Here is an 18298-nt window from a genome sequence, read left to right as displayed (position 1 = left end):
AAGGCAGTAGGCATGAAGCACAAGGTCATCGTCTGGGGCACCGGCGTCGTCGGCAAGCTCGTCATCCGTGAGCTCCTCGACCACCCGGAGTTCGAGCTCGTGGGCGTCATCGTGCACGACCCGGAGAAGGACGGCGTCGACGTCGGCACCCTGATCGGCGCCGAGCCGGCCGGGCTCGCCGCCACCACGGACTGGGAGGCGGTCCTTCGGCTGGACGCCGACGCGGTCGCGTACTACGGCCCGACCGCCGAGTACGCGGTGCAGAACATCGACAACATGACCGCCGCCCTGCGGTCCGGCAAGCACGTGGTGTCCACCTCGATGACGCCGCTGGTCTACCCCGAGCCGTGCCCGCCGGAGATGAAGGTCGCGCTCGAGCAGGCCTGCGAGGAGAGCGGAAAGTCCTGCTTCACCACCGGGATCGACCCCGGGTTCGCCAACGACCTGTTCCCGATGACCCTGATGGGCGTGTGCGGGCGGGTGGACAGCGTGCGGGTGCAGGAACTGCTGGACTACGCCACCTACGAGGGTGACTACGGCCCGACCATGGGAATCGGCGCGCCGATCGAGCAGGCGGCGGTGCTCGAGATCCCGGAGGTGCTGATCTTCGCGTGGGGTCACACCATTCCGATGATCGCCGATGCGGTGGGGGTGAAGCTGGACCGGATCGACACCGTCTACGAGAAGTGGGCGGCCACCGAGCCGATCGAGTACAAGTTCGGCGTCATCGAACCCGGCCAGTGCGCCGCGGTGCGATTCGAGATCCGCGGCTGGGTGGGCGACGAGGCGAAGATCGTCATCGAGCACGTCAACCGGATCACCAACGACGCGGCCACGCACTGGCCGCGGGCCACCTCGGTGGAGAACGACGTGTACCGGGTGATCATCAAGGGCAGCCCGAACATCACCCAGGAGACCGTCTTCCGCGGTGAACTCGACGACAACCCGATCACCGGCGGGTGCCTGGCCACCGGGATGCGCGCGATCAACGCGATCCCGTACCTCGGCGACGCCAAGCCCGGACTGCTGTCCGCGCTCGACCTGCCGGTGATCCCGGGCCGGGGCACCATCCGGTCGTAGACGGACGACGCTCAGCGCCAGGCGTACCGCACCTGGGGCCGGCCGGCGCGCCCGTACTCGGTGCGCCGGTCGACCAGCCCGTCCTCGGCCATCCGCTCCAGGTAGCGCCACGCGGTCACCCGGGACACCCCGACTGCGGCCGCGACCTCGGCGGCGGTCAGCGCCCGGTCGGCGTCGCGGACGCAGGAGGCGACGTGGTCGAGGGTCTGCCGCGCAACGCCTTTCGGGGTCACGGGGCGTTCGCTGGAGCCGCGCAATGCGGCCATGGCCCGGTCGATCTCGTGCTGTCCGGCGGCGGACCGGCCTGCGGGCAGGGCGTTGCGGAATTCGAGGTACCGCTCGAGCTTGTCGCGGAATGCGGCGAAGGTGAACGGCTTGAGCAGGTACACGGCGATGCCCCGGGCGACTGCGGTGCGCACCACCTCGAGGTCGCGCGCGGAGGTGACCGCGATGACGTCCGGTCGCGGGCGCAGGCCGGACAGCGCGGCGGCGACGTCGAGGCCGCCGGCGTCGGGCAGACCGAAGTCGAGCAGGACGAGGTCCACCGGGTCGTCGGTGTCGCCCGCCGCGACCACGGCGCGCACGGCGGCATTGCCGGTGTGCACCACGCCGTGCACCGAGAACCCCGGCACCCGTTCGACATACGAGCGGTGCGCCTGCGCGATCAGCGGCTCGTCCTCGACGATCAGGACCCGGATCACGACCCGCCCCCTGGCGGCAGCGGGATCTCGACGACGAGCATCGAACCCAGCGACGGCTCGGCACGCAGGACGCCGCGGTGGCGGCCGACCACCTGGGAGACCAACGCCAGCCCCAGTCCCCGGGAACCCGACTTGGTCGAGTACCCGCGGGTGGTCGCGTTCGCCAACGAGTCCGGGGACAGGCCGGGTCCGCTGTCGGCGACCCGGATCACCAGCATCGAGTCCTCTTGCCGGACCGAGACTTCCACCCACGGGTCGTCGGTGTCGCGGGCGGCGTCGACGGCGTTGTCGACGAGGTTGCCGACCAGCGTCACCAGCTCCCGGGCCCGCAGCGTCGGCACCGGACCGAGCGCGGTGTCCTCGGTGACGGTCAGCGTCACGCCCCGCTCGGCCGCCTCTCCGACCTTGCCCAGCAGCAGCGCCGCCAGGGCCGGCTCCTCGACCGTGGCCATCAGCCGGTCGATGAGCTGCTGGGAGAGCCGCAGCTCGTCGGTGGCGAAGGCGACGGCCTCGTCGTAGCGGCCGAGCTCGACCATGGTGACGATCGTGTGCAGCCGGTTCGCCGACTCGTGGGCCTGCGATCGCAGGGTCTCGGCGAACCCGCGCACCGAGTCGAGCTCACCGAGCACGTCCTGGAGTTCGGTGTGGTCCCGGATGGTCAGCACCGTGCCGATCCGGCGGCCCTCCCAGTTGACCGGATGCCGGTTTACCACGAGCACCCGGTTCATGGTCAGGTGCACCTCGTCGCCCGCATCGGTGGCGTCGGAGAGGTCGAGGCGGCGCAACGACGCCGGCAGCGACGCCAGCCGCACCGGACCGTCGGGCAGCTCGAGCAGTCGTCGGGCCTCGTCGTTGACCAGTTCCGCCACCTCCTCGTCGCGGCCGAACACGACCAGACCCTCGCCGATGGAGTGCAGCACGGCGTCGTGGTGCTCGTAGAGCCGGCGCAGCTCGTCCGGGGCCAGTCCCAGCGTCTGGCGGCGCAGCCGTCGGCTGAGCAGCAGGGCGCCGAGGGTCGACGCGACCAGGCCCGCACCGGCGAGCGTGAAGAGCAGGGGCAGGCTGGCCGCGACCTCCGCGCCCACCCGGGCACGGGTGATGCCGACCGCGACCAACCCGACCAGGGTGCCGTCGTCGTAGACCGGCGTCACGGCCCGGACGGACGGGCCCAGCGAGCCGGCGTAGGTCTCGGTGAACGTCTCGCCGGTGAGGGCGCGGTCGATGTTCCCGCCGAAGGGCTGCCCGATCAGGGCCGGGTTGGTGTGGGTGTACCGGGTGCGGTCGGGCGCCATCACCACGATGAAGTCGACGCCGGTGGCCTGCCGGATGCGTTCGGTCTCCGGCTGCAGCAGCGCGGTCGGGTCGGGGGAGCGCAGTGCGGCGGCGGTCGAGTCCGACAATGCCAGGGTCTCGGCGACCGCCGTCACCTCGCGCCGGTTGGCGTCGTCGCTGTCGCGGAGCTGGTCGACGATGCCCAGCGCCGTGCCCGCGGCGATGACCAGCGCCAGCACCGCGACCTGCAGCAGCAGGAGTTGGCGGGCGAGGCTCATCGGCCGTCGGGGCGATCGGCGGGCCACCGCGCTCCTCTCGTGAACGTAATGAACACAATCTTCATCGGTTTCGGGCGCGCCCGCAGAATTCTCCGTGACTCGACGTGAGTGCCGTCACTTCGTTGCCATTCGATCAGAGGAACACCGATGAGTGCGACCATCCAGGACCAGGCCCCAGAGGCGACGGTCAGCAAGCGTGACCGCACCCACTGGCTGTACATCGGTGTCGTGATCGCCGTGATCGGCGGCATCCTCGTCGGCTGGCTGGCGCCGGACGTCGGCAAGTCCTTCGGCGTGCTCGGGACGCTGTTCGTCTCGCTGATCAAGATGATGATCAGCCCCGTCATCTTCTGCACCATCGTGCTGGGCATCGGGTCGGTGAAGGCCGCGGCCAAGGTCGGCCGGGTCGGCGGGCTCGCGTTGGCCTACTTCATCGGCATGTCGACCGTGGCTCTCGGCATCGGTCTGGTCGTCGGCAACCTGCTGGAACCGGGCAGCGGCCTCGACATCTCCGCGGCGACCGCCGGTCAGGGTGCGGCACTGGCCGACCAGGCGCACGGCGCCGGCGGGACGATGGACTTCATCGCCTCGATCATCCCGACGTCGCTGCTGTCGGCGCTGACCGCCGGCAGTGTCCTGCAGACGCTGTTCGTGGCGCTGCTGGTCGGCTTCGGCGTGCAGGCCCTGGGCAAGCAGGGCGAGCCGATCCTCAAGGGCGTCGGACACCTCCAGAAGCTGGTCTTCAAGATCCTGTCGATGATCCTGTGGCTCGCGCCGATCGGCGCCTTCGGCGCGATGGCCAACGTGGTCGGGCAGACCGGCCTCGGCGCGGTCGTGCAGCTGGGCACCCTGATGATCGGTTTCTACCTGACCTGCCTGATCTTCGTCTTCGGCGTGCTCGGCAGCCTGCTGCGCCTGGCCACCGGATTCTCGATCTTCAAGCTGGTGAAGTACCTGGCCCGCGAGTACCTGCTGATCTTCGCGACCTCGTCGTCCGAGTCGGCGCTGCCGCGCCTGATCGCGAAGATGGAGCACGTCGGCGTCGAGCGCAGCACCGTCGGCGTCGTCGTCCCGACCGGATACTCGTTCAACCTCGACGGCACCGCGATCTACCTGACCATGGCGTCGATCTTCATCGCCGACGCGATGGGGCAGCCGCTCTCGCTGACCGAGCAGCTCTCGCTGCTGGTGTTCATGATCATCGCCTCCAAGGGCGCGGCCGGCGTCACCGGAGCCGGGCTGGCCACCCTGGCGGGCGGCCTGCAGAGCCACCGCCCCGATCTGCTCGACGGCGTCGGCGTGATCGTCGGCATCGACCGGTTCATGTCCGAGGCCCGCGCGGTCACGAACTTCTCCGGCAATGCCGTCGCGACGCTGCTGATCGGCGCCTGGACCAAGACCGTCGACCGGGACCGGGTCAACGCGGTGCTGGCCGGCGAGCTGCCCTTCGACGAGGCCACCATGCTCGACGAGGACCGGTCCGAGGATCAGGGCCGGGATCGGGACCGGGATCAGGCGCCGGCACGGGTCGCCGAGCCCGCGCGACCGCTCGTCCACAGCTGACTCCGGCTCGGTGCTGCGCCGGGGGATCGCCGTGGCTACGTTGGTGCCCATGACAACTCCCGTACAGAACATCGGTATCAACACGCTCGGCGGCGTACCCACCTCGCTCGGCGACTACGACGGCCGCGCGGTCCTCGTGGTGAACGTCGCCTCCAAGTGCGGCCTGACCCCGCAGTACACAGCGCTGGAGAAGCTGGCCACCGAGTACGCGGACCGCGGCCTCACCGTCGTCGGCGTGCCGTGCAACCAGTTCATGGGCCAGGAGCCGGGCACCGCCGACGAGATCGCCGAGTTCTGCTCGGCCACCTACGGCGTCACCTTCCCGCTGCTGGAGAAGATCGAGGTCAACGGGGAGGGTCGGCACCCGCTGTACGCGGAGCTGACCACGGCGGCCGACGCGGACGGCGCGGCAGGCGACATCCAGTGGAACTTCGAGAAGTTCCTGATCGCGCCCGACGGCACCGTGGTGAACCGGTTCCGTCCGCGCACCGAGCCGGACGCGCCGGAGGTCGTCGCGGCCATCGAGGCCGTCCTGCCGCGCTAGTCGCTGGCCACAGGCCGAACGGGAGTTCAGGGTCGGGTTCGAGGTCGGATCCGACCCGGAACTCCCGTTCGATCGTTTCGGCGGGTTTCAGCGTCCGTTAACCTTCGGGGTTCATGCTGAGGGCATGACCGGGCAACTGATCGTGTCGGTATCCGGAATCCGCGTCGAGACCACCGAACTGGTGGCCGGGTTCGCGTCGGAGATGGACAGTCGCGGGGTGTCGCTGTCGCTGCTCGTCGCGCCGCGGCTCAAGGACAAGTACCGGCTGGCCAAGGACGAGCCGACCCAGCAGTGGCTGCGGGAGCGGCAGGAGCACGGCGACGCCATCGTGCTGCACGGCTACGACCAGGCCGCCACCAAGAAGCGCCGCGCCGAGTTCGCCGCGCTGCGTGAGCACGAGGCGACGCTACGGCTGACGGCAGCGGACCGGGTGATGGAACAGACCGGCCTGCGGACCCGGGCGTTCGCGCCGCCGCGGTGGATCGCCTCGCCCGGCGCGGTGTCCGCGTTGGTGCCCACCGGTTTCCGCCTGCTGGCCGGCCTGACAGCCGTGCACGACCTCGGCCGCGGCACGGTGGAGCGCGGTCGGGTGTTCGGCATCGGCGAGGGGTTCCGGGCGGAGCCATGGTGGTGCCGGGCCCTGGTGCTCGGGGCCGGCCGGACCGCCCGACGCGGTGCCCTGGTGCGGCTGGCGATCTCCGCGAGGCAACTGGCCTCGCCCGGCCCACGGCAGGCCGTCCTCGACGCCGTCGACCTCGCGCTGCACCACGAGGCCCGCCCGGCCGCCTACCGCTGGGAGGGCGGGCCGGGTATCCGGGTGGCCTGAGTTCAGGCGACCTCGGTGGCGTCCTCCGCCGGGAGCACCCGGAACTCGGTGCCGTCGGGTGCCATCTCGGTGAGCCGACCGTAGTAGATGCGGGTCCCCGGGTCGTTGATGATGCCCTGGTGGATCGGCACGGCCACCCGCGGCGCGACGGCCCGCAGGTAGTCGACGGTCTCGGAGATCTTCATCCACGGCGCGACCGCCGGGACGGCGAGCACGTCGACCGGCTGCTCGGGCACGAACAGCGAGTCGCCGGGGTGCATCAGCTGGGCCGGCCGGTCCGCGCTGCCCAGCAGGAACGCGGTGTTGTCGATCACCGGGAGGTCAGGGTGGATCACCGCGTGCCGCCCGCCAGCCCCGGTCACCAGCACGTCGCGGACGTTGAAGGTGTCGCCCGCGTGCACGCCGGTCCAGGACCCGCCGAGCTGCGCCGCGGTCTGCGGGTCCGAGTACAGCGCCGCACCGGGGTTCGCCTCGAGCAGGGCGGGCAGCCGGTTCACGTCGACGTGGTCGGGGTGCTGGTGGGTGATCAGGATGGCGTCCAGGCCGGTGATGCCCTCGAAGCCGTGCGAGAAGCTGCCGGGGTCGAACAGGACGGTCGCGCCGCCCAGCTCGACGAGCACGCAGGAGTGTCCGAAGTGGGTCAGTCGCATGCAGACGAGTATGCGCGGCGGCGAATGTGCGCGCATCACACCGATTGTCGCGACCGAACGAACGGACAGCTCAGTCGGTGCAGAGAGCGGCGGGGCGGACCGGTAAACTGCCTGTTGCCCGGTGGTCTGTGCCGGGCGGTACCGGAGCACCTAGCGAGGAGCAGCACGTGGCCCGTGTCGTTGTCGATGTCATGCCCAAGACCGAGATTCTCGATCCGCAAGGCCAGGCCATTGTCGGCGCTCTCGGCCGCCTCGGGCACGCCGGCGTCGCCGACGTGCGACAGGGCAAGCGTTTCGAACTCGAGGTCGACGACAGCGTCACCGACGCCGAGCTTTCGGAGATCGCCGAGTCGCTGCTGGCGAACACGGTGATCGAGGACTGGAAGGTCACCCGAGTCCAGTGAGCACCCGCATCGGAGTCATCACCTTCCCCGGCACCCTCGACGACGTCGACGCGGTGCGCGCGGTCAACCTCGCCGGTGGCGAGGCCGTCAACCTCTGGCACGGCGACGCCGACCTCAAGGGTGTCGACGCGGTGATCGTGCCCGGCGGCTTCTCCTACGGCGACTACCTGCGCTGCGGCGCCATCGCCCGGTTCGCCCCGGTGATGGGCGAGGTCGTCAAGGCCGCGCAGGGCGGCATGCCCGTCCTGGGCATCTGCAACGGCTTCCAGGTGCTGTGCGAGGCGGGCCTGCTCCCCGGCGCGCTCACCCGCAACGAGGGACTGCACTTCATCTGCCGCGACCAGTGGCTCAAGGTGGAGTCCACCTCGACAGCCTGGTCCTCGCGGTACGAGTCCGGCGCCGAGATCCTGGTGCCGCTCAAGTCCGGTGAGGGCCGCTACCAGGCGTCCGAGCGGGTCCTCGACGAGCTCGAGGGTGAGGGCCGCGTGGTCTTCCGCTACGCGGGCGACAACCCGAACGGCTCCAAGCGTGGCATCGCCGGCATCGCCTCCGAGAACGGTCGCGTGGTCGGACTGATGCCGCACCCCGAGCACGCCACCGAGGCCCTCACCGGTCCCAGTGACGACGGCCTCGGCCTGTTCTACTCGGCTCTGGACGCGGTGCTCACCGCCTGAGTCCAGCAGCGCAAGACAAGAAGGACGGACCGGTCACCCCCGGTCCGTCCTTTTTCTTTGCCTCGCAGGGGTCTTCGTGGCCGGAACGGCCACGAGAACGTATTCCAACTCGGTAGCCTCCCGCCCATGATCTCAACGGTTGTCTGGGGTACCGGAAATGTCGGACGCGCGGCCATCCGCGCCGTCGAGGCGCACCCGCTGCTCGAGCTCACGAACGTGCTCGTGAACAACCCCGACAAGGTCGGCCGCGACGCCGGCGACCTGTCCGGGCTCGGCTGCAACCTGGGGGTCGCCGCGACCGACGACATCGACGCGGTGCTGGCCGCCGGCCCCGCGGCCGTGGTGTACGCGGCGTCCGGCGACATCCGGCCCGACGACGCGCTGGCCGACATCTGCCGCGCGATCCGCGCCGGCGCCGTCGTCGTCAGTCCCGCGCTGTACCCGCTCTACGACCCGACCAACGCCCCGCCCGAGCTGCGGGATCCGGTGCTCGCCGCGATCGCGGAGGGCGGCGGCTCGCTGTTCGCGTCCGGCGTCGACCCCGGCTGGGGCAACGACGTGCTGCCGCTGCTGCTCAGCGGGCTCGGCAGCACCGTCGACGTGATCCGCTGCCAGGAGATCTTCGACTACTCCACCTACGACCAGCCGGACTCGGTGCGCTACCTGGTCGGCATGGGCCAGCCGATGGACTACCTGCCGCCGATGATCGCGCCGACGATCCCGACGATGGTGTGGGGCGGACAGATCCGGATGATGGCGCGGGCGCTGGGTGTCGAACTCGACGAGATCCGCGAGACCCTGGACCGGCGCGCGCTCGACGAGACCGTCACCACCACCACGATGGGCGACTTCGAGGCCGGCACCCAGGGCGCGGTGCGGTTCGAGGTACAGGGCATCGTCGACGGCGAGCCCCGGATCGTCGTCGAGCACGTCACCCGCATCCATCCGACCTGTGCCACCGACTGGCCGATGCCGCCGGACGGCGACGGCGCCCACCGGGTGATCATCGAGGGCCGCCCGCGCATCGAGGTGTCCGTCGAGTGCACCGACGAGGACGGCAGCCGGTCCGCCGGCGGAAACGCCACGGCGGTCGGTCGACTGGTGAGCGCCATCGACTGGCTGGTGGACGCCGAACCCGGACTCTACGACGCGCTCGACGTCCCGTTGCGCCCTGCCGTCGGCAAACTCGTCAAGACAGTGAACTCGAAAGGACGCGCATGAACATCGACATTCCAGAGGGCAAGGATCCGATCGGCTACGTGTGGGGCGAGATGGTCCCCGGCATCGGGATCGCGGCCTCGAAGTTCTCCCTGTCGGTCTACGAGCACTCGACCATCGACCTGCGTGCCTTCGAGGCGGCGCGGCTGCGGATCGCACAGATCAACGGGTGCATCTTCTGCCAGGACTGGCGGACCGAACGTGACGGCCAGAAGGTCGAGGCCGGCTTCGACGAGGCCGTCGAGCAGTGGCGCACCACCGATGTCTTCGACGACCGCACCCGGCTGGCCGCCGAGTACGCCGACCGTTACGCCCTCGACCACCACGGCCTCGACGACGAGTTCTGGGAGCGGATGGGCGCGCACTACAGCCAGACCGAGATCGTGGAACTGAGCATGAGCATCGGCGCCTGGCTGGCCTTCGGCAGGCTCAACCACGTCCTCGGCCTCGACACCGTCTGCGTACTCCCCGGGAACTGAGCTGCGTACTCCCGAGAACTGAGGGCCGCCCCGCCGCGCGTCAGACGGCGGCCGGGGCGGCGGGCAGCGCGTCGAGGAAGTCCGCGCTCGGTGCGAAGAACAGCGAACCGGTGACGGCGGTCGAGAAGTCCAGCAGCCGGTCGTGGTTGCCGCGCGGGCTGCCGAGGAACATGTTCTCGAGCATCCGCTCGGTGATCGCGGGCGTGCGGCAGTACCCGATGAAGTAGGTGCCCATCTCGCCGCCGGCCTGGCCGTACGGCATGTTGGCGCGCAGGATCTCGAGTGACCGGCCTTCCTCGTCCTTGATCGCGTTCAGCGCGACGTGCGAGTTGGCGGGCTTGACGTCGGCTGTCATCTCGACGTCGTCGGGCTTGCTGCGCCCGATGACCCGCTCCTGCTCGGGGACTTCCAGCGCCTCCCATGACGTCATGTCGTGCACGTACCGCTGCACGTGCACGTAGGACCCGCCCGCGAACCCGGGGTCCTCGTCGCCGACCGTGACGGCGGCGACGGCCTGGGCGCCCACCGGGTTCTCGGTGCCGTCGACGAACCCGATCAGGTCCCGGTTCTCGAAGTACTGGAAACCGTGCACCTCCTCGACGACGGTGGCCGCGCCCGCCAGCCGCTTGGTGATCTGGTGGGCCAGTTCGAAGCACGCGTCCGTGCTCATCGCGCGAATGTGGAAGAGCAGGTCGCCCGGGGTGGACGGCGCGCGGTGGGTCTCGCCCCGCAGCTCGGTGAACTCGTGCAGGTCGGCGGGCCGAGGTCCGCCGAACAGCCGGTCCCACGCCGACGAACCGACGCCGGTGACCAGTTCCAGGCCCGAGCCGGGCATCCGCAGCCCGGTCGCGCGGCGCAGGCCCGCGGTGGCGGCGAGCAACCCGCGGGCGGTGGCCTCGCCGCCCACGTCGATCGTCACGACCAGGAACAGTGCCGCGGGGGTCAGCGGCGTCGCCACCGTCTGGGACTCGGGCATCTTCTCGAAACTCCAATCATGGGGCGGTACATCGACATCGGCGGTTGTCCGCCGATGTCCGGTTCACCCTAGTTGGGGCCACCGACGCCGCCTCGGCCGCGGGATGTCGGTGCCCGGCGGTAGCGTGCCGACATGACATTGACCCTGGGCATGATCACAGTCGACAGCGCCGACCCCGGACCGCTCGCCACCTGGTGGGCGGAGCAGGTCGGCGGCCGGATCGAGCAGGAGAACGAGGGCTGGTTCTTCCTGGTCGGGGTGCCGGGCGCGCCGTACAAGCTGGCCTTCCAGAAGGTGGAGGACCCGACGCCCGGCAAGAACCGGGTGCACCTGGACCTGTCCGCGCCGGACCTGGACGCGGAGGTCGCGCGGCTGACCGCGGCCGGCGCCACCGAGTACGAGCGGCACGACATGGACGGCTTCCGCTGGGTGACGCTGACCGATCCGGACGGCAACCGCTTCTGTGTCGCCGGCGGCGAGCACTGAGCGAACACCGATCGCCGGGCCCGGGGCGGTGTCGGCGGTCCTAGGATCGTGGGCATGCCCACGATGACCGACGCCACCGCCTCCGGACTCTGTGCCTTCGTCGACGCCTCCCCGTCCCCGTTCCACGTGTGCGAGACGGTCGCGGCCGAGCTGACGGAGGCCGGCTTCGTCGAGTTGCGCGAAACGGACGGCTGGCCGACCGCGCCCGGCCGGTACTACCTGGTGCGGGGCGGCTCGTTGGTGGCGTGGAGCACCGAGGAGTCCGGCCACGGCGAGTCGCCGTTCCGGATCGTCGGCGGCCACACCGACAGCCCGAACCTGCGGGTCAAGCAGCACCCCGACCTGCGGTCCGCCGGATGGCAGTTGGTGGGCCTGGAACCGTACGGCGGCGCCTGGCTGAACTCGTGGCTCGACCGCGACCTCGGGATCTCCGGTCGGATCAGTGTGCGGGTGGGAAACACGCTGCAGCAGAAGCTGATCCGGGTGGACCGGCCGATCCTGCGGGTGCCGCAGCTGGCGATCCACCTGTCCGAGGAACGTAAGGGCGTTCAGCTCGACCCGCAGCGGCATGTCAACGCGATCTGGGGTGTCGGCAACTCGCCGACCTCGTTCCTCGGCTACCTGGCCGGGCAGGCGGGGGTCGCCGAGGACGCGGTGCTCGGCTGGGAGCTGATGACCCACGACCTCGCGCCGAGCGCGGTGGTCGGGCTGCACGACGAGTTGGTCAGCGCGCCGCGACTGGACAACCAGGGCACCTGCTACGCGGGAACCAGGGCATTGCTTGCGGCGGTCGAGGAGCCGGGCGAGGCCATCCCCGTGCTGGCGCTGTTCGACCACGAGGAGGTCGGCAGCATGTCCGATCGTGGCGCCTTCTCAGACCTGCTGAACTCGGTCCTCGAGCGGATCGTGCTGGCCCGCGGCGGCGGCCGGGAAGACTTCCTGCGGGCGCTGGCCGGCTCGGTGTGCGCGTCCGGCGACATGGCCCACGCCACCCACCCGAACTACCCGGACCGGCACGAGCCGGCGCACCGCATCGAGGTCAACGGGGGACCGGTGCTCAAGGTGAACCAGAACCTGCGGTACGCCACCGACGCTGCCGGCGCGGGTGCGTTCGCGCTGGCCTGCGACCAGGCGGGGGTGCCGTTGCAGCGGTACGTGCACCGTGCGGACCTGCCGTGCGGCTCGACGATCGGGCCCATCACGGCCTCGCGTACGGGCCTGTCCACCGTGGATGTCGGTGCCCCGCAACTGGCGATGCACTCGGCTCGGGAGCTGATGGGCGCCGCCGACGTCGCGTACTACGCGGACGCGCTCGCGGCCTTCCTGACGCCGGTCGAGTGACATGCGTACCCGGCCCGGCACGGTCGACGCTGTCGGCTGAAACGACGACTGTGCAGAATTCAAGCGCCGCATAACGATTTCCCAAACAGTTCGCAACGGTCCGGTCGCCGGGGCCTTGGTTGCCGCGCGCCCGCGATTAGCCCGTGGTGTGCTGTCGCAGACGAAGCGGCGGGATCCGGTCGACGCGGCCGGGCCCCGCCGTCCGCTCGGCTGAAGGGGATTGCCAGTGCACTCGAAGAGACGTACATGGCCTGCGGCGATGTCCGCCGCGGCGGTCACCGTGTCGCTGTCGGTGGTGATGGCCCCGCCGGCCGCCGCGGCCAATGGTGGGCCCTGCGGGCAGGGTGGGAGCAGCTCCGGCAGTGCCACGGGTTCGCTGGGCAAGGCACTGCCGTGGATCACCGGTTCGCCGGACGGCGCGCTGCCGCAGCTGACCGGCCGTACCAAGGCGATCGAGATGGTGACCGGCCCCGGCAGCCCCAACGACACCATCAACAGGTTCAACGTCTCCGGCACGGATCTCGGCATCATGTGGGACAACGGCCTGGCCGGCGCGGACCACGACACGCTGGTCGCGTTCGGCGACACGGTCGGCAAGTGCGGCTCCGAGGGCGACGACTGGCGCAGCAACGTGCTCTTCCGCAGCGCCGACACGAACCTGGCCGACGGCATGCGGATCGACAGCTCGCCCCTGGACGCACCGAACCACTCGAAGGAGATCATCCCCGGCTTCGCGATTCCCGGCGAGTTCACGACCATTCCGACCGGTGCGGTGGCCTACAACGGAGTCCAGTACATCCGCTTCATGTCGGTGCGGTCCTGGGACACCCCGGGCAACTGGACCACCAACTACTCGGCGATCGCCTACTCCACCGACAACGGTGAGAACTGGTCGCTGGACCCGGCCACCGTGCGGGCCAACACCGAGGGGATCGGCATCGAGGACATCCCGGCCATCGCGCCGGGCAACAAGAACTGGCAGCAGAGCGCGTTCCTGACGGGCCGCGGCGACGGCTACATCTACGAGTACGGGACGCCGTCGGGCCGATTCGGCGATGCCCTGCTGGCCCGGGTGCACGGCGACCAGCTTCGCAACCTGACCGCCTACGAGTACTGGGACGGCACCGGCTGGACGGCCGACGCCGAGGCGGCCAAGGCCGTGATGCCCGCGCCGGTCAGCGAGCTGTCGGTGCAGTGGAACGACTACCTGGGCAAGTACGTCGCCATGTACACCGACCTGGACGGTCTGGTCATCCGGCAGGCCGACAACCCGCAGGGCCCCTGGAGCGGCACCCAGACCATCATCAGCGGCTTGCTGTTGCCCTCGGTGTACGGCGGATTCATGCACCCGTGGGCCAGCGGGCGGTACCTCGAGTCCGTGGTCACCACCTGGGACCGGTACAACGTCATCTACATGCGCACCGACCTCCAGGGCCTGCAGATGGCCGCCACCGACCAGGTCGACCGGCCGGACCCGGCGACCACCGGTGAGGCGCAGCGGATCGGGACGGAGTACCCCGCGGGTGTGCCCGAGGAGACCCCCGCGGAAACACCCGCGGACAAGTGACGGACCGGCCGAGCTGACGCGCGCGGCCCGCCCCCGGCCGAGGGGCGGGTCGTGGTCGGCTCTGCCAGTGCGTCGGACGTCGGTGCGCCCGGCTAGACTTTGCCCAGGCAGCGCCCCGCCGGTCTGCCGATCTGACTCCTTCAGGGAAGGGACCCCACTTCCAGTGTCTTCGCAGGTCGATACCGTCACCAACGCCGCAGCGACCCCGGATGTCGCCCAGCCCCACCGGGAACTGGGCCTCAAGGACGACGAGTACACCCGCATTCGGGAAATCCTCGGTCGTCGCCCCACGGACGCCGAGCTCGCGATGTACTCGGTGATGTGGAGCGAGCACTGCTCCTACAAGTCCTCCAAGGTGCACCTGAAGTACTTCGGTGAGACCACCACCGACGAGATGCGCTCCTCCATGCTGGCAGGCATCGGCGAGAACGCCGGCGTCGTCGACATCGGCGACGGCTGGGCGGTCACCTTCAAGGTCGAGTCGCACAACCACCCGTCCTACATCGAGCCCTACCAGGGTGCGGCCACCGGCGTCGGCGGCATCGTCCGCGACATCATGGCCATGGGCGCCCGCCCGATCGCGGTCATGGACCAGCTGCGCTTCGGCGCGGCGGACGCTCCCGACACCAGGCGCGTCGTCGACGGCGTCGTCCGCGGCGTCGGCGGCTACGGCAACTCCCTCGGCCTGCCCAACGTCGGCGGCGAGACGGTCTTCGACGCGTCCTACGCGGGCAACCCGCTGGTCAACGCGCTGTGCGCCGGCGTGATGCGGGTCGAGGACCTGCACCTGGCATTCGCGTCCGGCGCCGGCAACAAGATCATCCTGTTCGGCGCCCGCACCGGCCTCGACGGCATCGGCGGCGTCTCGGTGCTGGCATCGGAGACCTTCGACGAGTCGTCGGGCGGCCGTCCCAAGAAGCTGCCCGCCGTGCAGGTCGGCGACCCGTTCACCGAGAAGGTGCTCATCGAGTGCTGCCTCGACCTGTACGCCGCCGGACTCGTGGTCGGCATCCAGGACCTCGGCGGCGCCGGGCTGTCCTGCGCGACCTCGGAGCTGGCCGCGGCCGGCGACGGCGGCATGCACATCAACCTGGACGCGGTGCCGATGCGCGCCACCGGCATGACCGCGGCGGAGGTGCTCTCCAGCGAGTCGCAGGAGCGCATGTGCGCCGTGGTGACCCCCGAGAACGTGGACGCGTTCATGGAGGTCTGCCGCAAGTGGGACGTGCTCGCCACCGTCATCGGTGAGGTCACCGACGGCGACCGGCTGGTCATCGACTGGCACGGCGAGACCGTCGTCGACGTGCCGCCGCGCACCGTCGCGCACGAGGGCCCGGTCTACGAGCGCCCCGTGCAGCGCCCCGAGGCGCAGGACGCGTTGATCGCGAACACCACTGCCGGGCTCGAGCGCCCGGAGACCGCGGCCGAGCTGCAGGCCACCCTGCTCAAGATGATCTCCTCGCCGCAGCTGTGCAGCCGCAAGTGGATCACCGAGCAGTACGACCGGTACGTCCGCGGCAACACGGTGCTCGCCGAGCAGGCCGACGCCGGCGTGATCCGGGTCGACGAGAAGACCGGCCGTGGCATCGCCCTGGCCACCGACGCCTCCGGCCGTTACACGGCGCTGGACCCGTACGCCGGCGCCCAGCTGGCCCTGGCCGAGGCGTTCCGCAACGTCGCGGTCACCGGTGCCACCCCGCAGGCCGTGAGCAACTGCCTCAACTTCGGTTCCCCGGAGGATCCGGGCGTGATGTGGCAGTTCCAGCAGGCCGTGCGCGGCCTGGCGGACGGCTGCGCCACCCTCGGCATCCCGGTCACCGGCGGCAACGTCAGCTTCTACAACCAGACCGGTTCCACGGCGATCCTGCCGACCCCGGTGGTGGCTGTGCTCGGCGTCATCGACGACGTGCAGCGTCGCATCCCGACCGGTCTGGGCCTCGAGCCCGGCGAGACGCTGATCCTGCTCGGCGAGACCCACGACGAGCTGGACGGCTCGATCTGGGCCCAGGTCGAACACGACCATCTCGGCGGCGTGCCGCCGAAGGTCGACCTGGCCCGTGAGCAGCTGCTCGCGGACATCCTGCTGGCCAGCTCCCGCGACGGACTCGTCTCCGCCGCGCACGACCTGTCCGAGGGTGGCCTCGCGCAGGCCGTCGTCGAGGCGGCGCTGGCCGGCGAGACCGGCTGCCGGATCCTGCTGCCCGAGGGTGCGGACCCGTTCGTGACGCTGTTCTCCGAGTCCGCCGGCCGGGTGCTGGTCGCGGTGCCGCGCACCGAGGAGACCCGCTTCACCGGCATGTGCACCGCCCGCGGCCTGCCGTGGGTGCGGATCGGCGTCGTCGACGAGGGCTCCGACTCCGTCGAGGTGCAGGGCCAGTTCTCCGTCACCCTCGAGGAGCTGCGCGCGGCGCACGAGGGCACCCTGCCGGCGCTGTTCGGGTAGCTATTGACCGACGTCGACGAGACCCAGGACCCCGGGACCGCGCAGCCTGACGCTGCGCAGCCCGGGGTCTGGTCACGTACCGACGAGCTCGTCGCCCGCCACCCGTTCGTGGTCTGGGCATGGGGACTGCTCCGCCTCGACTTCACCGGCATCGCGTTCGCGGCACTGTTCTTCTGCTGGTCGCTGACCCCGTCGCTGCTGCCACGCGACTGGCTCTTCCAGGGTCTGATCGGTGGAATCAACGCCGCGATCGGCTACGGGGTGGGCGCCGCCGTCGGCTGGGCGGTGTACCGCTATCTGCTGGCGGGGCGGTCCTGGTGGCCGCTGCCGCCCCGGGTCGTGCAGGTGCTCGAGATCGTGGTCGTCGCCGGCTCGATCGTCGCGGCCGTGGTGATGCTGGTGTACTCCGCGGGCTGGCAACGGGAGCTGGCGGCACTGATGGACGCCGAGGGCACCACGACCTCCGGTTACATCCGCACCGGCGGGCTGAGCCTGCTCGTGGCCGCCGCGGCGATCTCGCTGTGGCGGGTGCTGCGCGACCTGGTCCGGCTGGTGGCCCGCTATCTCAACCGCTGGCTGAAGGTGCCGCGGCAGGCCGCGTTCCCGCTCGGCGTCGTGCTGGTGGCGTTCCTGGCCTACACCCTGGTCACCGGCGTGCTGCTGAACGGGCTGTACTCCATCGCCAACTCCGCGTTCAGCCTGCAGAACAACAGCACCCGCGACGGCGTCACCGAGCCCCTCAACCCGGAGCGGTCGGGCAGCCCGGAGTCGTTGGCGCCCTGGGACACCCTCGGCTTCGAGGGGCGCAACTTCGTCTCCCGCGGGTTGGACGCCGCGCAGCTGTCCGCCGCCAACGGCGCCCCGGCCATGGAGCCGATCCGGGTCTACGCCGGCCTCGAGACCGCCGCGACCACCGAGGCGCGGATGGACGTGGTGGTCGACGAGCTGGAACGGACCGGAGCCTTCGACCGCAACGTCCTGGTGGTCATTCCCACCACCGGCACCGGCTGGGTGAACCCGACCGCCGCCGAGGCCATCGAGCTGGTGCACAACGGGGACACCGCCCTGGTCGCGGCCCAGTACTCGTACCTGCCCAGCTGGATCTCCTTCATCGCGGACCGGCAGAAGGCCGCCGACGCGGGGAAGGCGTTGGTGGACAAGGTGCACGAACGCTGGCTGACCAAGCCGCCGGAGACCCGGCCCAAGCTGTACGTGTACGGCGAGAGCCTCGGCACGCAGTCCGGCGAGGGTGCGTTCGACAGCCTCGGGGCCATCCGCGAAACCGTCGACGGGGTGTTGTGGGTCGGTCCGCCCAATGCCAACGTGCTGTGGCACCAGCTGGTCACCCGCCGAGACCCCGGCACCCCGGAGGTGGCCCCGGTGTACGCCGACGGCCTGGTGGTCCGGTTCGCCGACAGCGCCGCCGACATCTCGCAGCCACCGTCGCCGTGGCTCCACCCGCGGGTGCTCTACATCCAGCACCCGTCCGACCCCGTGGTGTGGTGGTCGCCGGACCTGCTGTTCCAGCGACCGGACTGGCTCTCGGAGCCGCCCGGATACGACCGGCTCCCGCAGATGCGGTGGTTCCCGGTGGTGACGTTCTGGCAGGTGTCGGCGGACCTGGCCAATGCCGCGGGGGTTCCGGACGGGCACGGGCACAACTACGGCACGACCGTGCTCGACGGCTGGCTGGCGATCGCCGCGCCCGACGGCTGGACGCAGGCCGACACCGACCGGGTGCGGGGCGTGCTGGAATCCGTCGTGGGCACCCAGGGCCCGGAGAAGTGACCGGTCCC

General features: G+C 70.6%; 17 protein-coding genes. 13 read left to right on the top strand and 4 right to left on the bottom strand.

The genetic code is table 11. The annotated features are described in order from the left end of the window. Positions 1-12: 12 nt before the first annotated feature. On the top strand, positions 13-1080 hold the full coding sequence (locus RT2_RS03145; protein WP_072843062.1) for an NAD(P)H-dependent amine dehydrogenase family protein: 1068 nt from the start codon (positions 13-15) through the stop codon (positions 1078-1080). Between the two features lie 11 nt (positions 1081-1091). On the opposite strand, the gene RT2_RS03140 is transcribed toward RT2_RS03145, so the two are convergent. Further along, the gene (locus RT2_RS03140) at positions 1092-1781 is read right to left on the bottom strand and encodes a response regulator (RefSeq protein ID WP_072843061.1); all 690 of its coding nucleotides are present in this window, start codon (positions 1779-1781) and stop codon (positions 1092-1094) included. Beyond that, entirely contained in the window at positions 1778-3331 is a 1554-nt protein-coding gene (locus RT2_RS03135) for an ATP-binding protein (RefSeq protein ID WP_072843060.1), read from the bottom strand. Before RT2_RS03135 ends, RT2_RS03140 begins: the two co-directional genes overlap by 4 nt. A 147-nt stretch (positions 3332-3478) precedes the next feature. Between RT2_RS03135 and RT2_RS03130 the strand changes: the two genes are divergently transcribed. The 3 genes from RT2_RS03130 (at position 3479) to RT2_RS03120 (ending at position 6264) form a co-directional block, all read left to right on the top strand. Next, the gene (locus RT2_RS03130; RefSeq protein ID WP_072843059.1) at positions 3479-4894 is read left to right on the top strand and encodes a cation:dicarboxylate symporter family transporter; all 1416 of its coding nucleotides are present in this window, start codon (positions 3479-3481) and stop codon (positions 4892-4894) included. Between the two features lie 49 nt (positions 4895-4943). Next, positions 4944-5438 carry a glutathione peroxidase gene (locus RT2_RS03125; RefSeq protein ID WP_072843058.1) on the top strand — a complete coding sequence of 165 codons (495 nt, stop codon included), beginning with the start codon at positions 4944-4946 and terminating at the stop codon, positions 5436-5438. Between the two features lie 124 nt (positions 5439-5562). Next, positions 5563-6264, top strand: a complete 702-nt coding sequence (locus tag RT2_RS03120; protein ID WP_072843057.1) for a DUF2334 domain-containing protein — start codon at positions 5563-5565, stop codon at positions 6262-6264. Between the two features lie 2 nt (positions 6265-6266). Here RT2_RS03120 and RT2_RS03115 read toward each other — a convergent pair whose 3' ends face one another. Continuing rightward, positions 6267-6914 (bottom strand): MBL fold metallo-hydrolase, encoded by a 648-nt coding sequence (locus tag RT2_RS03115; protein WP_072843056.1) that lies wholly within the window; start codon positions 6912-6914, stop codon positions 6267-6269. 167 nt (positions 6915-7081) lie between these two features. Here RT2_RS03115 and purS point away from each other — a divergent pair, with 167 nt between their 5' ends. The 4 genes from purS (at position 7082) to RT2_RS03095 (ending at position 9689) form a co-directional block, all read left to right on the top strand. Next, positions 7082-7318, top strand: a complete 237-nt coding sequence (gene purS / locus RT2_RS03110) for a phosphoribosylformylglycinamidine synthase subunit PurS (protein ID WP_072843055.1) — start codon at positions 7082-7084, stop codon at positions 7316-7318. Continuing rightward, the gene (gene purQ / locus RT2_RS03105) at positions 7315-7992 is read left to right on the top strand and encodes a phosphoribosylformylglycinamidine synthase subunit PurQ (RefSeq protein WP_072843054.1); all 678 of its coding nucleotides are present in this window, start codon (positions 7315-7317) and stop codon (positions 7990-7992) included. Before purS ends, purQ begins: the two co-directional genes overlap by 4 nt. Before the next feature lie 126 nt (positions 7993-8118). Beyond that, positions 8119-9213 carry an NAD(P)H-dependent amine dehydrogenase family protein gene (locus RT2_RS03100; RefSeq protein WP_072843053.1) on the top strand — a complete coding sequence of 365 codons (1095 nt, stop codon included), beginning with the start codon at positions 8119-8121 and terminating at the stop codon, positions 9211-9213. Then, positions 9210-9689, top strand: a complete 480-nt coding sequence (locus RT2_RS03095) for a carboxymuconolactone decarboxylase family protein (RefSeq protein WP_072843052.1) — start codon at positions 9210-9212, stop codon at positions 9687-9689. The genes RT2_RS03100 and RT2_RS03095 overlap by 4 nt, the downstream gene beginning before the upstream one ends. Positions 9690-9729: 40 nt before the next feature. Here RT2_RS03095 and RT2_RS03090 read toward each other — a convergent pair whose 3' ends face one another. After that, entirely contained in the window at positions 9730-10665 is a 936-nt protein-coding gene (locus RT2_RS03090) for a Dyp-type peroxidase (protein ID WP_072843051.1), read from the bottom strand. Between the two features lie 132 nt (positions 10666-10797). On the opposite strand from RT2_RS03090, the gene RT2_RS03085 reads away from it, so the two are divergent. The 5 genes from RT2_RS03085 (at position 10798) to RT2_RS03065 (ending at position 18290) form a co-directional block, all read left to right on the top strand. Continuing rightward, complete coding sequence (locus RT2_RS03085; RefSeq protein ID WP_072843050.1) at positions 10798-11151, top strand: VOC family protein; 354 nt, start codon at positions 10798-10800, stop codon at positions 11149-11151. Positions 11152-11205: 54 nt separating this feature from the next. Continuing rightward, the gene (locus RT2_RS03080) at positions 11206-12492 is read left to right on the top strand and encodes a M18 family aminopeptidase (RefSeq protein WP_072843049.1); all 1287 of its coding nucleotides are present in this window, start codon (positions 11206-11208) and stop codon (positions 12490-12492) included. 259 nt (positions 12493-12751) lie between these two features. Next, the gene (locus RT2_RS03075; protein WP_072843048.1) at positions 12752-14059 is read left to right on the top strand and encodes a glycoside hydrolase family 183 protein; all 1308 of its coding nucleotides are present in this window, start codon (positions 12752-12754) and stop codon (positions 14057-14059) included. Positions 14060-14222: 163 nt separating this feature from the next. Further along, positions 14223-16502 (top strand): phosphoribosylformylglycinamidine synthase subunit PurL, encoded by a 2280-nt coding sequence (gene purL / locus RT2_RS03070; RefSeq protein WP_072843047.1) that lies wholly within the window; start codon positions 14223-14225, stop codon positions 16500-16502. 3 nt (positions 16503-16505) lie between these two features. After that, the gene (locus RT2_RS03065) at positions 16506-18290 is read left to right on the top strand and encodes an alpha/beta hydrolase (protein WP_072843046.1); all 1785 of its coding nucleotides are present in this window, start codon (positions 16506-16508) and stop codon (positions 18288-18290) included. The last annotated feature ends 8 nt before the right edge of the window (positions 18291-18298 follow it).

It is taken from the genome of Rhodococcus tukisamuensis NBRC 100609, from assembly GCF_001894985.1.
Lineage (GTDB): Bacteria > Actinomycetota > Actinomycetes > Mycobacteriales > Mycobacteriaceae > Rhodococcus_G > Rhodococcus_G tukisamuensis.
The sequence above is the reverse complement of the archived record's forward strand: the minus strand, read 5'-3'. Positions and strand labels throughout refer to the sequence as shown.

Coding starts and splice junctions, on each gene's coding strand:
- RT2_RS03145 (WP_072843062.1), top strand. CDS start 13: ATGAAGCACAAGGTCATCGTCTGGGGCACCGGCGTCGTCGGCAAGCTC.
- RT2_RS03135 (WP_072843060.1), bottom strand. CDS start 3,331: ATGAGCCTCGCCCGCCAACTCCTGCTGCTGCAGGTCGCGGTGCTGGCG.
- RT2_RS03130 (WP_072843059.1), top strand. CDS start 3,479: ATGAGTGCGACCATCCAGGACCAGGCCCCAGAGGCGACGGTCAGCAAG.
- RT2_RS03125 (WP_072843058.1), top strand. CDS start 4,944: ATGACAACTCCCGTACAGAACATCGGTATCAACACGCTCGGCGGCGTA.
- RT2_RS03120 (WP_072843057.1), top strand. CDS start 5,563: ATGACCGGGCAACTGATCGTGTCGGTATCCGGAATCCGCGTCGAGACC.
- RT2_RS03115 (WP_072843056.1), bottom strand. CDS start 6,914: ATGCGACTGACCCACTTCGGACACTCCTGCGTGCTCGTCGAGCTGGGC.
- RT2_RS03100 (WP_072843053.1), top strand. CDS start 8,119: ATGATCTCAACGGTTGTCTGGGGTACCGGAAATGTCGGACGCGCGGCC.
- RT2_RS03095 (WP_072843052.1), top strand. CDS start 9,210: ATGAACATCGACATTCCAGAGGGCAAGGATCCGATCGGCTACGTGTGG.
- RT2_RS03090 (WP_072843051.1), bottom strand. CDS start 10,665: ATGCCCGAGTCCCAGACGGTGGCGACGCCGCTGACCCCCGCGGCACTG.
- RT2_RS03085 (WP_072843050.1), top strand. CDS start 10,798: ATGACATTGACCCTGGGCATGATCACAGTCGACAGCGCCGACCCCGGA.
- RT2_RS03080 (WP_072843049.1), top strand. CDS start 11,206: ATGCCCACGATGACCGACGCCACCGCCTCCGGACTCTGTGCCTTCGTC.
- RT2_RS03075 (WP_072843048.1), top strand. CDS start 12,752: ATGTCCGCCGCGGCGGTCACCGTGTCGCTGTCGGTGGTGATGGCCCCG.